The following is a 13,486-nucleotide window of genomic DNA, read 5'->3' as shown; positions in this document are numbered from 1 at the left end:
ACCTGTGGGAGCGGGCAAGCCCGCGAAAGGGCCGCTACAGGTACAGCAGAACTTAGCGCCAGCTCTCTTTCACCACCCTGCGCCGCCCGCCCAGGATCAGCCAGCCAATCCCCAGCAACAGGCTTTCGACCACAAAGGCCAGCACAAAACCGGCACCCACACCCCAGCCAATCGCCTCGGGCACCAGCAGAATCTGGTAGCTGTAGCCATTGAGGGTTTCTTCACGCAACTGCGGGTCGGCCTGTACCAGCACATGCCAGGTACGCTCGGCCCATGACCCTTGCAGCACCTGCCATTCGTTTTCCAGCAGTTCGTTGCGGATCATCAGGCTTTCGATGCTGTTGGCATCACTGTTGAACACCGGGTCGTCGCTGCTGCGGTAGTGCTGCAGCAGCGCCTGCAAGTCGCCCTTGAAAAAGCGCTCGGCCGTTTGCCGGAACCCATCGAGCGCCTCGCGCGATTCGAACAGATGCGCCTCGACCCGCTGGCTATAGTCCTTGACCAGCCCCGGGACCTGGATACCGGCCAGCAGGCCGAAGGTGAACAACAGCAATCGCAGGTAACTTCTGAACATGCAGCGTCCTTAGCTCTGGCCGTGCGCCACGCACTCGCCGTGCCGCCACAGGGCCCACTGACCCGGCGCGTAGCGGTGCCAGGTCTCGTTCTCGGTCAGGGCCTCGGTGGCAATCACCGTGACCACGTCGTTGGGGGTGGTTTCGGTATGAAAATCGACGATCAGGTCGACATCCTTCAACCGTGCGGCACCGAATGGCGCACGGCGGGTGATGTGCACCAGCTTGGTCGAGCAGAAGCAGAACAGCCAGTCGCCGTCGCTGAGCATGCAGTTGAACACGCCCAGATCCCGGTAGCCGGCACAGGCTTCGACCAGCACTGGCAGCAGCTGTTCCACCGGCACCGGTTCGGGGAAAGCGCTGCGGATGCGGTTGAGCAGGTCGCAGAAGGCCGCTTCGCTGTCGGTGTCGCCCACTGGCCGGTAAAAACTGGCCAGGCCCTTGAAGTCACCCAGCTGGCCGTTGTGCGCGAAGCACCAGTTGCGGCCCCACATTTCCCGTACGAACGGGTGGGTGTTGGACAGGCACACCCTGCCGACATTGGCCTGACGGATATGACCGATCACCACTTCGCTTTTGATCGGGTAGCGCTGCACCAGGTTGGCCACTTCCGACTCGCTGCTCGCGGCCGGGTCCTGGAACAGGCGCAGGCCGCGGCCTTCGTAAAAGCCTATCCCCCAGCCGTCACGGTGCGGGCCGGTTCGCCCGCCCCGCTGCATCAGGCCGGTGAAGCTGAAAACGATGTCGGTAGGGACGTTGGCACTCATGCCCAGCAGTTCGCACATAGGCGTGTCTCCGTTTACAGACGAGGCTCGACCCGGCCTGCGCCACGCGCAGCGGCTGCCGGCAAGTCGTCACGGTAACGGTCGCTGCGCTCGGCAGCCAGCGGCGCCTGGGTGCCGAGCTGGTCATCCTCGGCCTGCTGACGCCTGGCGGCGGCTTCGGCCTGCTCACGGCGTGCGTGCGCGCGCTTTTCCAGCGGCCAGCGCAGCAGCACGAAGAGGAAGTACAGGCCGAAGGCGATCATGCCGTACATGGCGAAGTCGGACACAGCGCGCCAGGCGTTGTTGCCGACCTTGAAAGCGACATCCAGCGCAGTGATGGCGATTGCAGGGGCGAAGCTGTCCTTGACCGGGTCGACGATGGTCGGGGTCAGCAGCAGCACCGCCAGCACCACGCGTAGCGGTTCGCGCAGCCAGCGCCACATCCAGCCGGTGAGCTTGAAGCCCACCAGCAGGCACCCTAAGGCGGCTATTGCGTACAAGCCCCAGGCGAAGGTGTAGTCGTTCTCGGTCATGGTGTTCGTGCAAGCCAGGCAAAGAGATGCCTATGATAAACACTTTTCCGGGCGCAGACAGTGTTTGCCTGTGCCGGCCTCTTCGCGGGTAAACCCGCTCCTACCTCGGTGCGCCCCTGTAGGAGCGGGTTTACCCGCGAAGAGGCCGGCACAGGCAACTCCAATCAAGAGATCTTCAATGCCAACCAAGCCCCAACCCCCGATTGCCCAAGCCGACCAGGCCACCGACCCGTATGCCTGGCTGCAACAGCGCGACACCCCCGAGGTACTCGCTTACCTGCAAGCTGAAAACGCCTACCAGGAAGCCTGCCTGGCCGACCAGGCACCGTTGCGTGAGCGCCTGTTCGAAGAAATCAAGGGCCGCATCCTGGAGACCGACCTGTCATTGCCGGCGCCCTGGGGCCCCTACCTGTACTACACCCGTACCACCGCCGGCGACGAATACCCGCGTCACTACCGCTGCCCACGTCCGGCCGACGACTCGAACACCGTCGATGAAAGCCAGGAGCAACTGCTGCTCGACCCCAACGCCCTGGCCAACGGCGGTTTCCTCTCCCTGGGCGCGTTCAACATCAGCCCCGACCACCGCCTGCTGGCCTATAGCCTCGACACCAGCGGCGACGAAATCTATACCCTATACGTCAAAGACCTGGCCAGTGGCCGTGTCACCACCCTGCCTTTCGACGACTGCGACGGTAGCCTGACCTGGGCCAACGACAGCCAGACGCTCTTCTTCGCAGAGCTGGACGACACCCACCGCCCATGGCGCCTGCGTCGCCACACCTTGGGCACCGACGCCGCGCACACCGTGTTCGAAGAGCCAGACGGGCGTTTCTTCCTGCACTGCTACCGCACCAGCTCCGAGCGCCAGCTGGTGCTGCTGCTGAACAGCAAGACCACCAGCGAGGCCTGGGTGCTGGACGCCGAAACCCCGCAGGCGCCGTTCACCTGCCTGGCGCCGCGCGTCGAAGGCCACGAATACTTCCCCGACCATGGCCAACTCGACGGCCAGTGGCGCTGGTTCATCCGCACCAACCAGGATGGCATCAACTTCGCACTGTACCACGCGCCAGCCGCGCCAGTGCCAAGCCGCGAACAGTGGCAGGTGCTGGTGGCGCACCGCGACGCGGTCATGCTCGAAGGCCTCAGCCTGAACACCGGTGCCCTCACCCTGAGCCTGCGCGAAGGCGGCCTGCCGATCATCGAAGTACGCCCGCAGGGCTTGCCGGCCTACCGCGTCGAATTGCCAGACGCCGCCTACAGCCTGTACGTGCAGGACAGCCTTGAATTTGCCAGCACTCGCATACGCTTGCGCTACGAAGCGCTCAACCGCCCGGCCCAGGTGCGCCAACTGACGTTGCCCACGGGCGCCCAGGTGGTGCTCAAGCAAACCCCGGTGCTCGGTGCATTCGATGCCGATGACTATGTCAGTGAGCGCCTGTGGGCAACCGCAGCGGACGGCACCCAAGTGCCGATCAGCCTGGTACGCCGCCGCCAGGACCTGGGCAAGACCGTGCCACTGTACCTGTACGGCTATGGCGCCTATGGCGAAAGCCTCGACCCCTGGTTCTCACATGCGCGCCTGAGCCTGCTGGAGCGCGGCGTGGCCTTTGCCATCGCCCACGTGCGAGGTGGTGGTGAACTGGGGGAGGCCTGGTACCGTGCCGGCAAGCAGGAGTACAAGCACAACACGTTCAGCGACTTCATCGCCTGCGCCGAGCACCTGATCAGCCAGGGCGTGACTGCCGCCGACCGCCTGGCCATCAGTGGTGGCAGCGCCGGCGGCCTGCTGATCGGCGCGGTGCTCAACCTGCGCCCGGAGCTGTTCCGCTGCGCCATTGCCGAAGTGCCGTTCGTCGACGTGCTCAACACCATGCTCGACCCGGAGCTGCCGCTGACCGTGACCGAGTACGACGAATGGGGCAACCCTGAGGAGCCGGAGGTGTATGAACGGATCAAGGCTTATGCGCCGTACGAGAACCTGAAAGCGCAGGCCTACCCGGCGATGCTGGTGGTGGCGGGCTACAACGACAGCCGCGTGCAGTATTGGGAGGCGGCCAAATGGGTGGCGAAGTTGCGCACGCTCAAGACCGACAGCAACCTGCTGCTGCTCAAGACCGAGATGGGGGCTGGGCATGGCGGGATGAGCGGGCGGTACCAGGGGTTGAAGGATGTGGCCCTGGAGTATGCGTTCGTGTTTGGCGAGCTGGGTATTGCCTAAACTCAGGTTTGAGCACCCCCGCGATCGCTGTGGGAGCGGGCAAGCCCGCGAAGCCAACACCGTGGTGGATGGCACGGGCTTCGCCCGTGTTCGCGGGCAAGCCCGCTCCCAAACGCGCCAGCTTTCAGAAATTGAGCAAGACAGTTGCTCCAACATGATGACGGCGTGGGCCGCTCATGCTCAATCATTCTGGGCCGGCGGCTTCGGCGGCTCCGGCCGCAACCCGGGCAATGGCTGGTCCTTCGGCGGGCCGGGCACTGGCATCGGCGGCAACAAGGGCGCCCCCGGCTGGCTGTCATAAGCCTTGGGCGGTGTGCTCGGGGTAATCTGCGGGTATGGCGTAGGCGTCGGCGTACCGGGCGCGCCGGGTACTGGCGGCGTGAGCCTGGGTGGCGGGCTGGCAGCTTCTGCCAGGGGCAGGCCAGCCATCAACAGCGCGGCGAGGATCGCGTGAAACATCAGCAACCTCCTGTCGGGAACCTTTCTACAGGCTACGCCTAAATCAACGCTTTCGCCTGTCCGCCTGACCTGCAAGCGCGCTAGACTCAATGGCATAACCGTCACCTGCCTGATCAGAACAAAGGAAACACCATGAGCTCCACCTCTTCTGCCGCCGCTACCGCGCGCCTCGACCGCATCCTGGCCGATGCCAAGCGCGACAAGGAAATGGGCTACCGCGACAAGGCCCTGAGAATGTACCCGCACGTGTGCGGCCGCTGCGCCCGCGAGTTCGCCGGCAAGCGCCTGAGCGAGCTGACCGTGCATCACCGTGACCACAACCACGACAACAATCCTCAGGACGGCTCCAACTGGGAGCTGCTGTGCCTGTACTGCCACGACAACGAGCACTCGCGCTACACCGACCAGCAGTACTTCAGCGAAGGCTCCACCAGCACCCCGAGCATTGCCAAGGCTACGCACAACCCGTTTGCCGGGCTGGCGGGCATGCTGAAGAAAGACTGACCATCGATTCGCCCCCCGCTGTTACCGGGCAGCCCGTATAATCGCGCTTTTTTCGCGAAGGGCCCCGGTACGTGGCAAACAAACGATACAGCTGCATCGGCCTGTTCAACCCCAAGTCGGCAGAAAACGTCGGCTCTGTGATGCGCGCCGCGGGCTGCTATGGCGTCAATTCGGTGTTCTACACGGGCAAACGCTATGAACGCGCACGTGACTTCGTCACCGACACCAAGCGCGTGCACTACGACATCCCGCTGATCGGCATCGACGACCTGCAGCGCATTATCCCGCTGGGCTGCACGCCCGTGGCGGTGGAACTGGTAGAGGGTGCGCGGCCATTGCCGGATTACACCCATCCGGACCGGGCCATTTACATCTTCGGGCCAGAGGACGGCTCGTTGAGCGAAGACGTGCGGGGATGGTGTGAAGAGACTATCTACATCCCGACCGAGGGCTGCATGAACCTGGCGGCGACGGTGAATGTGGTGCTGTATGACCGCATGGCCAAGGGGCTGAATACCCGTTCGGGGCCCAAGTTCAAATAGAAAGGCCGCCACTGCGGCAACAGGACAGACCTGCCAACACAGGGCGACCGAGTGCTGAGCTCCGTCAGAACAGCACCGAAACCGGGCCGAACATTGCCTCGACAAACCATGGGTTGTCGCAATCAACGTTGCCGACGATGGTTGGCTGCACGCTCCCCCTCCTCGGTTTCGCCCCGTGAACAATGCTGAGTTTCTGCTCCGCGGTATATTCCAGGTACGACTTGATTCGCTTGAAATGCGACTTGCAGACGATGCCGCCCTGCCGATTGTCAGGCGCAGGGATGCCTAGTGCAGCACCTTGCTCTGCAGCACATCGGAACGCCGCCCCAGCACGTTCTCGCTGATCTGCACGAAGTCTTCGGTACTGACGCTGGGCAGGCGCATCAGCCCACGCACCACATCATCCAACGAACGTTTGGCCTGGGTGTGAATGCGGATTTCCTTGTCCAGCGCCTGCAACAGCATCACGCCGCGGGCCACCTGGGCCGGGCTTGCGCGTTCACCCTTGAGCCGGTTGACCTTGGCGCCCTGCTTGCTCAGACGCGCCTGCCAGACCTGGTAGCGGTCATCACTCATCCCGCCCGAGCGGCGTAGCAACTCGTTGGCGTAATAATCGGTCAGGCTCTCTACCAGCCAGTCACTGCCGTCACGCCCGTGAATCTGCGCGAACAGTTGCACCAATTCGCGCAGCAACGGGCTATTGCCGTTTTCGCTGACCATGGGCCGGGCACTGTTCAGGTACAACGAGCCCTGCGCAGCCATAGCCCCTCGCCACATGCCGTCACGCGCCCCGACCAACAGCAGCTTGGGCGGGTTACGCGGGAACACAGCTTGTAGTTGTGGCCAGACGAATGTGAGCAAGGTCAGGCTGTCCATGCGCCGCATGCCCTGTCCCACCGGCGCGGCCACGGTCACTTCGGTCTCGCCCAGGCGGGCGCGGCGGCTGCCCAGGTCGCCGGCAAGCATCCAGCCGGTCGGGCGATCGAACAGGCGCGACACGTTGTCGATGCGAAACTTCCCCTTGCCGATGCGCGGCCAGGACGTTTCGATGCTCTTCCAGCCCTCGGGCAGGTCGAAAGCCAGGCGCGCCACCAGCTCGGTACCATCCTGCTGGTCGAGGCGCGCAGGGGGTATCAGCTGGTCGCCGAGGAACAGTGCCCAGTGCGGGGTGATGCGCGATGAATAGGCGCCGCTGGCCAGCTTCTGGTCCAGTTGCACACGGTAGCTGAGGCTGGTCTTGCCGGCCGCTGGCTGCCAGATACCACGTTGCCCCTTCAGCTGCCATTGCCCATCAGCCTGGAAGCCGCTGTAGGCCCCAGCCTTGCCCAGGTCGAAGTCCAGGCTGCGCACGGCGCTGCCTTCGGCCAATGTCACGCGGACCTCGGCCTGGCCGCTGGCAGGCAGCAAGCGCACCTGGTAGTCGAGGTCGATCTTTTTCGCCCAGGCCGGCGAACTGGCCATCAGGCCCAACAGCAACATCAGGTGGCAACGCATACAGAAACTCCTTGTTTCCCCGAGGCAGCGGGCCGCGCCGGTCAGCTGGCGCGAAAGATCAGGTGGTCTTCCCAGTCGTCTTCGTGCACATCGTGTTCACTGAGCATACGTCCCGACTGGGAAATGCGCTGTTCATGAACCTGTTGCCGGTCGCCACAAACCAGGTGATGCCAGGCCGGCAAGTCCTTGCCCTCACTGACCAGACGGTAACCGCAGGTACTCGGCAGCCACTTGAACTGGTCGGCCTTGCCCGGGGTGAGCTGGATGCAGTCTGGCACTTGGGCGAAGCGGTTGGGGTAGTCGCTGCACTGGCAGGTATTCAGGTCCAGCAATTTGCAGGCGATGCGCGTGTAATAGACGCTGTTGTCGTCTTCGTCCTCGAGCTTTTGCAGGCAGCACAGGCCGCAGCCATCGCACAGCGACTCCCACTCTTGCTGGCTGAGTTCTTCGAGGGTCTTGCGCCGCCAGAACGGCGCGTTTTCAGCGATCATCACACAAGGTTCCTGCCTTCATCTTGGGGGCCACGGCGCGCGGCGGCGCCAGTCTAGAGCCTGGCCTTCGGCAAAGCCAGACCGCTTGTCAGTCGCGACGGCACGCAGTAGCGTGCGCTTTTCCCGTCCGTTTGCAGGAGCCGCCATGAGCGCCAACCCCCGCATTGCCGATTACGCCATCAACGAGCAGTTCATCAACCGCTGGTCGCCACGCGCCTTCACCGCCGAGCCGATCAGCGAAGAAACCCTGCTGAGCTTCCTCGAAGCCGCCCGCTGGGCACCTTCGGCCTATAACTCGCAGCCTTGGCGCTTCCTGTATGCCCGCCGCGACACGCCGAACTGGGAGCGTTACCTGAGCCTGCTGGTGCCCTTCAATCGCAGCTGGGCGCAACAGGCGTCGGCGCTGGTGCTGGTCATTTCCAAGACCACGTTCGCGGCCCCGGGCGCTACGGAAGAAAAACCGGCGCTGTGGCACACCTTCGACACGGGCTCTGCCTGGGGGCACCTGGCCCTGCAGGCCAGCATCAGCGGCTGGCATACCCATGGCATGGCCGGCTTCGATCAGGACCTGGCACGTCAGGAACTGAAGATTCCCGAGGGTTACGTACTGCATGCCATGGTGGCGATCGGCAAGCTGGGGGACAAGGCCAGCCTGGATGAAGCCCTGCAGGCGCGTGAAGTGCCGAGCCCGCGCAAGCCGCTGAGCGAGCTGGCTGCTGAAGGCGATTTCAGCCTGTAAGGTTTGTGTTGGCAGGGCTGGCCTCTTCGCGGGCAAGCCCGCTCCTACGGGGGGTATCACCACCCTGAGCTGGAGCGGGTTTACCCGCGAAGAGGCCGGTACAGGCCGCAGCGATCAGTAGCCCCGGGCGAAATCGACTTCACCCCGCAACCCCTGCCCCGCTTCATAAGCCCGCACATTCTCGACAAACAAGCGCACCATCGCTGTCGGCGAGGTGGGCGCCGAGCTGTGCCCGGTCAGCAGCAAGCCCCAAGCGGTCCAGAACGGGTGTTGCTTGGGCAACGGCTCCTGGCGGCACACATCGATCACCGCACCGGCCAGATGGCCCTCTTTCAACGCCTCGACCAGGTCGGCATCGACCACCGCCACACCACGCCCGGCATTGATGAACAAGGCCGAGGGCTGGAAGCACTTGAACAGCGCGGCGTCATACAGGTCATGAGTCGCCGGGGTATCCGGCAGCAGGTTCAGCACATAGTCGACCTGGCCGACCATGCGCGGCAGGTCGGCCAGCGCCGCCACCTCGACGAACGGGGCCTGTTCACGGGCGCTGCTGGCAACCCCGTACAGCTCCACACCAAACGGCTGCAGGAACTCGGCCACACGCTGACCAATGTCACCCGCCCCGACAATGAGGACCTTGCGCCCTTCCAGGCTGCGCCCCGGGCGGTCATCCCAGCGCCGCTCGACCTGGCTGACCAGGCGCGACAACACCTCACGCTCATGGCCTAGCATATAGGTGAGCATGTACTCGGCCATCACCTGACCAAATATGCCAACTGCGCGGCTCAGGCGGTAATCACGCGGCAGGCCGTCGGCCAGCAACGGCGTGATACCGGCCCATGTCGACTGTATCCAGCCCGGCTTGTGGCCTTGGCGCAGCAGACTGGCCAGCAAGTCCGGCTGGCCCAGCCACACCGGGCACTGCGGTGCCTGGCGGGCCAGTTCGGCAGAGTCGCCGCTGGTCACAACGTCCACGTCAGGCGCGGCTGCGCGCAAAAGCCCGGCGTATCGAGCATGGTCATGCTCAGCGATCAGTACGCGCATGGTCAGACGGGGTCGTTGCGGCGCAGCAGCTCTTCGGGCAGGTGCTCGATGTACTCATCTTCCAGCGGCGGCATCTGCAGGTGGTAGCCTTGGCTTTCGAGGTTCTCCAGCACCTTGGTGATGTCCTCGCGGGCCAGTTTGCGCTCAGGGGTAAGCACCAGGTCGAAAGCGTGCACGGGGGTGCCGAAGAACGGCAGCAGGCCTTCAGGCACGCGTTCCAGGCCGTCAGCCTTGAGTACGTACAGGTACATTTCGTTCTTGCGTGGGCTCTTGTAGATCGAGCAAATGCGTTTCATCGGGTTTCTCCGGCACCTGCCAGGTTGTCCAGCAGGGCCTGGCCCATGCGCTCACGGCGCCAGCCGCGCAGCGAATCGGGCAGTTGATAAGGGCCATTGGGGTATCCGCTCTTGAGCAGCGCCTCCAGGGCTTTCTTGCGCAGCATCAGCTCGGGTGCAATCCCCAGGCGCTCGCCTTCGGCCTGGCCGATGGCGCGCAGCTGCTTGAGAAGGCCAGCAGCCTCGATCGGCAGCGGCTCGGGCAAGGGCGCAGGCCATTGCTCGGCAGGCAGGCTGGCGGCGCGCTTGATCAGCTGGATGAGGAACTCACCGTCCTGACGAATGGTGCGCGGGTGCATCTCGTCGATCTTGGCCAAGGCCGACAGGTTGTTCGGCTGGCTTTTGGCCATGGGCCAGAGCGAGTGCTCCTTGAGGATACGATTACGCGGCACATCGCGGTTGCGCGCTTCGCGTTCGCGCCAGGCGCACAGCTCACGTAGCACTGCCAGTTGTTGAGGCGCCAGCTTCCAGGCCAGCTTGACGTCGCGGTACAGGCTTTCGGGCTCGACTTCACGGCGCAACGCAGCCACCAGCTCGGCGCCGTCTTCCAGCACCCAGGCATACTTGTCGTCACTCAGCCGCGGGCGCAGCACGGTGAAAAGCTCGGCCAGGTGCACGGCATCTTCGGCAGCGTAGCTGACCTGGGTTTCCGAGAGCGGGCGTTGCAGCCAGTCGGAACGGGTTTCGCCTTTGGGCAATTCGATGCCCAGCACTTCCTGCACCAGGCGCGAATAGCCCATCGAGAAGCCCAGGTTCAGGTAACCGGCGGCCAGCTGAGTGTCGAACAGCGGCTGAGGCAGCTTGCCGGTCAGGCGCAGCAGCACCTCGAGGTCTTCGCTGCAGGCGTGCAGCACCTTGACCACAGCGCTGTCTTCCAGCAGGTCGGCCAAGGGTTGCCAGTTGCCGATCAGCAGCGGGTCGATCAGGAAGGCGCGTTGGCCGTCGCCGATCTGGATCAGCCCGGCTTTCGGGTAAAAGGTGTCTACCCGCATGAATTCGGTGTCGACGGCGACGAAGGGCAGTTGGTGCCAGTCGCGGCAGTGTTCGGCCAGGCTCTGGTCGTCACGGATCCAGTGAATTTCGATGGCCACAAGGCTCTCCCACTAACATTGGCGCGCAGTATATACGGCGCGGGCACTGCGGGTGAAACTGTCCCGCTTTTCGGGGGCAGTCCACCCTGTGGGAGCGGGCGCGCCCGCGAATGTAAGGCAACACGGTGTATGGCCCGGGCGTGCCCGGGTTCGCAGGCTTGCCCGCTCCCACAGGGCTTCAGCGCTTGGCCGCCAGCCAAGGCCGGCAACCGGCGAACATGTCCAGCGACTGCTGGTAGAGCTCGGTATGTACCTGCAACAGGCCAAGCATCGAGTGGAACAGGTTGTCCTGGGACAGCGGGGCATCGCTGAGCCGTGCCAGGCAGTCGGTATCGACGCCGAAGTCCTCCTTGTAGCTGTCGGAGAACCAGGTCAGCAGTGGTATGTGCTTCTGCTGCTCGGGAGCGATGGCGTACGGCGTGCCGTGCAGGAACAGGTTGTACTCACCCAGCGACTCGCCGTGGTCGGACAGGTAGATCATCGCGGTATCGACCTTGTCTTGCTTGCTGCGCAGGGTATCGATCAGCGAGGCCAGCACCTTGTCGGTATAGGCCAGGGTGTTGTCGTACCCGTTGATGATTTCCTCCTCGCTGCACTGGTTCAACGCGTTGCTCTGGCACACCGGGGTGAAGCGCTCGCCATCACTGGGGTAGCGCTTGAAGTACTCGGGGCCGTGGCTGCCCATCTGGTGCAGCACCAGCACGGTGTCCTTGTCGAGGTTGTCGATCAACGCGTCCAGGCCTTGCAGCAGGATCTGGTCATGGCATTCGCCATCGGCGCACAGCTGCGGGTCCTTGAGGTTGCTGACGTCGATGAACTGCACGCGATCGCAGGTGCCTTTGCAGCCCGACTGGTTGTCACGCCACTGCACGGCCAGGCCGGCACGCTGCAGGATGTCCAACAGCCCTTCGCGGTTCTTCGCTACGCGGGCGTCGTAGTCCTTGCGCTTCATGCCCGAGAACATGCAAGGCACCGAAACCGCCGTTTCCGTACCGCACGAGTGCACGTCGGAAAACGCCAGCAGGCCCTGCTCTTTGGCGAGATTGGGCGTGGTATCGCGGTCATAGCCCAGCACGCCGAAATGGTCTGCCCGGGCACTTTCCCCGACCACCAGCACGGTCAGCGACTTGCGCTCATGTTTTTGCCAGGCCGCATCACGCTTGGCATCTTCGCCATAATGCTGGAACGGGCGCGAGGCCGTACCGACACGCTCGCTGACATAACCAATGGAGGCCCCGACGATATTGCTGGGGGTGAGCATCAGGCGCAATTCATGGTGATTGCGAAACAGCGACGACAGCCCTTGATAGTTGACCAACGCGACCGAGCCAATGGTCACTACACAGGCACCACTGACCACCAACTTGCCCAGCAGCTCGCGGTGCCAGGGGCGGTAGGCGATCTGCGCCTTCCACAGCAGCACCGATGGCAGCACACCCAGCAGCAGGATATACGCGGCAAACTTGAACGACATCAAGTCGCGCACTTCCGCAACATTGGTCTCGGCCATATTACGGAACATGCCGGCGTCAATAAGTACGCCGTACTGGTTCATGAAGTAAGCCACGCCCGCGCCACTCATGAACAACACGATAAGTACCGGCTTCAATACATACCGGAAGGCAAGTAACGTGAGTATGAGATTGAAGGCGAAGAGCATCAGCACAGCAAACGCCAGACTCAGCCACAACCCTGACAGGCCAGCAGGAACCGCCGCTTGCAGGTGCTCCCAGAGGAACATGTTGAAGCCAATCAGCAGATAAAGACTGGCCAGCAGCGTGACCCATTCAGTCCGCAGGGATTTGAAGTTGAGCATCAGCGTTCGCTATCAAGAGTGATGATCACCCCCAGGCCAGGTGGCACTGTGGGAAAGTTGGGCGAACTCTAGAAAGCACGTCATCAATTTTTTGTGAAAAAGTCGGTAACAATTTCGTGAGGGTGTGTCTTTTATCGATTATCTCAAAACCATTCAGCTGCCATTCAGCCTGGACCACCGTCACAAGCCTGCGCAAAGACAGCTATCCTCAATGGTCAGGACCTTACCGACAACCCTGACAGAGGTGAAGAAATGCCAGTTCCGCACGATCTGCTCGCTGACCTGCACGTTACCGCTGATGCATTCCAGGCACTCATAGAGAAGGATCAGGACCTGCACAAACTGCACAAGGAGTACAACGCCAAGGACAAGGAGGTGGTCGCCGCCGAAGGCAACGGCACCAACGACGAGACGGTCAACCGCCTGCGCAAGGAAAGGTTGCTGATCAAGGACAAGATCGAACGGATCATTCATCCGCCCAAATCCTGACAGGCATCTATTGAATCCACCGGCCTCTTCGCGGGCAAACCCGCTCCTACACCGATGCGCAGACCGTCGTAGGAGCGGGTTTACCCGCGAAAGGGCCGGACCTGCTGGCCAATGTCCCTGGCCGTTCACCGTTGTCGCCGCCACCGTATTCGCGGGTAAACCCGCTCCTACGCCAATGCGCAGACCGTCGTAGGAGCGGGTTTACCGCGAAAGGGCCGGACCTGCTGGCCAATGTCCCTGGCCGTTCACCGTTGTCGCCGCCACCGTATTCGCGGGTAAACCCGCACCTACGCCAATGCGCAGACCGTCGTAGGAGCGGGTTCACCCGCGAAAGGGCCGGGCCTGCTGGCCAATGTCCCTGGCCGTTCACCGTTGCCGCCGCCACCGTA

16 protein-coding genes are annotated in these 13,486 nt (G+C 63.3%); 5 read left to right on the top strand and 11 right to left on the bottom strand.

All coding sequences use genetic code 11. The features are described from left to right. Positions 1–52: 52 nt before the first annotated feature. The 3 genes from N5D53_RS26825 to N5D53_RS26815 are packed head-to-tail and all read right to left on the bottom strand — an operon-like array spanning position 53 to position 1,869. A complete protein-coding gene (locus N5D53_RS26825) occupies positions 53–574 on the bottom strand; it encodes a DUF2937 family protein (protein WP_003254669.1) in 522 nt (173 codons plus the stop codon). A gap of 9 nt (positions 575–583) precedes the next feature. Next, entirely contained in the window at positions 584–1,357 is a 774-nt protein-coding gene (locus N5D53_RS26820) for a class II glutamine amidotransferase (RefSeq protein WP_010955250.1), read from the bottom strand. Between the two features lie 14 nt (positions 1,358–1,371). Further along, the gene (locus tag N5D53_RS26815) at positions 1,372–1,869 is read right to left on the bottom strand and encodes an MFS transporter (RefSeq protein WP_104960991.1); all 498 of its coding nucleotides are present in this window, start codon (positions 1,867–1,869) and stop codon (positions 1,372–1,374) included. 178 nt (positions 1,870–2,047) lie between these two features. Here N5D53_RS26815 and N5D53_RS26810 point away from each other — a divergent pair, with 178 nt between their 5' ends. Continuing rightward, on the top strand, positions 2,048–4,090 hold the full coding sequence (locus tag N5D53_RS26810) for a S9 family peptidase (protein ID WP_104960990.1): 2,043 nt from the start codon (positions 2,048–2,050) through the stop codon (positions 4,088–4,090). A gap of 180 nt (positions 4,091–4,270) precedes the next feature. Here N5D53_RS26810 and N5D53_RS26805 read toward each other — a convergent pair whose 3' ends face one another. Then, positions 4,271–4,549 (bottom strand): hypothetical protein, encoded by a 279-nt coding sequence (locus tag N5D53_RS26805; RefSeq protein WP_104960989.1) that lies wholly within the window; start codon positions 4,547–4,549, stop codon positions 4,271–4,273. Positions 4,550–4,681: 132 nt separating this feature from the next. Here N5D53_RS26805 and N5D53_RS26800 point away from each other — a divergent pair, with 132 nt between their 5' ends. Both N5D53_RS26800 and N5D53_RS26795 read left to right on the top strand, forming a co-directional pair. Further along, a complete protein-coding gene (locus tag N5D53_RS26800; protein WP_003254676.1) occupies positions 4,682–5,053 on the top strand; it encodes a YajD family HNH nuclease in 372 nt (123 codons plus the stop codon). A gap of 71 nt (positions 5,054–5,124) precedes the next feature. Beyond that, on the top strand, positions 5,125–5,595 hold the full coding sequence (locus N5D53_RS26795; protein WP_010955253.1) for an RNA methyltransferase: 471 nt from the start codon (positions 5,125–5,127) through the stop codon (positions 5,593–5,595). A 64-nt stretch (positions 5,596–5,659) separates the two neighbouring features. On the opposite strand, the gene N5D53_RS26790 is transcribed toward N5D53_RS26795, so the two are convergent. The 3 genes from N5D53_RS26790 to N5D53_RS26780 are packed head-to-tail and all read right to left on the bottom strand — an operon-like array spanning position 5,660 to position 7,580. Continuing rightward, positions 5,660–5,878, bottom strand: coding sequence for an aldehyde dehydrogenase family protein (locus N5D53_RS26790; protein ID WP_121161120.1), 219 nt, complete (start codon positions 5,876–5,878; stop codon positions 5,660–5,662). Positions 5,879–5,880: 2 nt separating this feature from the next. Continuing rightward, positions 5,881–7,089 carry a hypothetical protein gene (locus tag N5D53_RS26785; protein WP_190869624.1) on the bottom strand — a complete coding sequence of 403 codons (1,209 nt, stop codon included), beginning with the start codon at positions 7,087–7,089 and terminating at the stop codon, positions 5,881–5,883. A 41-nt stretch (positions 7,090–7,130) separates the two neighbouring features. Further along, complete coding sequence (locus tag N5D53_RS26780; RefSeq protein ID WP_014590031.1) at positions 7,131–7,580, bottom strand: YcgN family cysteine cluster protein; 450 nt, start codon at positions 7,578–7,580, stop codon at positions 7,131–7,133. Between the two features lie 145 nt (positions 7,581–7,725). Here N5D53_RS26780 and N5D53_RS26775 point away from each other — a divergent pair, with 145 nt between their 5' ends. Continuing rightward, the gene (locus N5D53_RS26775) at positions 7,726–8,319 is read left to right on the top strand and encodes a nitroreductase family protein (protein ID WP_014590030.1); all 594 of its coding nucleotides are present in this window, start codon (positions 7,726–7,728) and stop codon (positions 8,317–8,319) included. Positions 8,320–8,433: 114 nt separating this feature from the next. Here the strand turns inward: N5D53_RS26775 and N5D53_RS26770 are convergent, their stop codons facing one another. From N5D53_RS26770 to N5D53_RS26755, 4 genes are all read right to left on the bottom strand, one after another. Next, complete coding sequence (locus tag N5D53_RS26770) at positions 8,434–9,366, bottom strand: D-2-hydroxyacid dehydrogenase (RefSeq protein WP_190869625.1); 933 nt, start codon at positions 9,364–9,366, stop codon at positions 8,434–8,436. Positions 9,367–9,368: 2 nt separating this feature from the next. Further along, positions 9,369–9,662 (bottom strand): YcgL domain-containing protein, encoded by a 294-nt coding sequence (locus N5D53_RS26765; protein WP_010955258.1) that lies wholly within the window; start codon positions 9,660–9,662, stop codon positions 9,369–9,371. Next, positions 9,659–10,792, bottom strand: coding sequence for a ribonuclease D (gene rnd / locus N5D53_RS26760; protein WP_010955259.1), 1,134 nt, complete (start codon positions 10,790–10,792; stop codon positions 9,659–9,661). The genes N5D53_RS26765 and rnd overlap by 4 nt, the downstream gene beginning before the upstream one ends. A 178-nt stretch (positions 10,793–10,970) precedes the next feature. Beyond that, positions 10,971–12,608 (bottom strand): phosphoethanolamine--lipid A transferase, encoded by a 1,638-nt coding sequence (locus N5D53_RS26755; RefSeq protein WP_190869626.1) that lies wholly within the window; start codon positions 12,606–12,608, stop codon positions 10,971–10,973. A gap of 252 nt (positions 12,609–12,860) precedes the next feature. On the opposite strand from N5D53_RS26755, the gene N5D53_RS26750 reads away from it, so the two are divergent. Beyond that, the gene (locus tag N5D53_RS26750) at positions 12,861–13,097 is read left to right on the top strand and encodes a YdcH family protein (RefSeq protein WP_064491842.1); all 237 of its coding nucleotides are present in this window, start codon (positions 12,861–12,863) and stop codon (positions 13,095–13,097) included. Positions 13,098–13,486 lie beyond the last annotated feature (389 nt).

Source organism: Pseudomonas sp. GD03862, assembly GCF_029840855.1.
GTDB lineage: Bacteria > Pseudomonadota > Gammaproteobacteria > Pseudomonadales > Pseudomonadaceae > Aquipseudomonas > Aquipseudomonas alloputida.
This window is presented reverse-complemented; position numbering and strand designations above follow the sequence as displayed.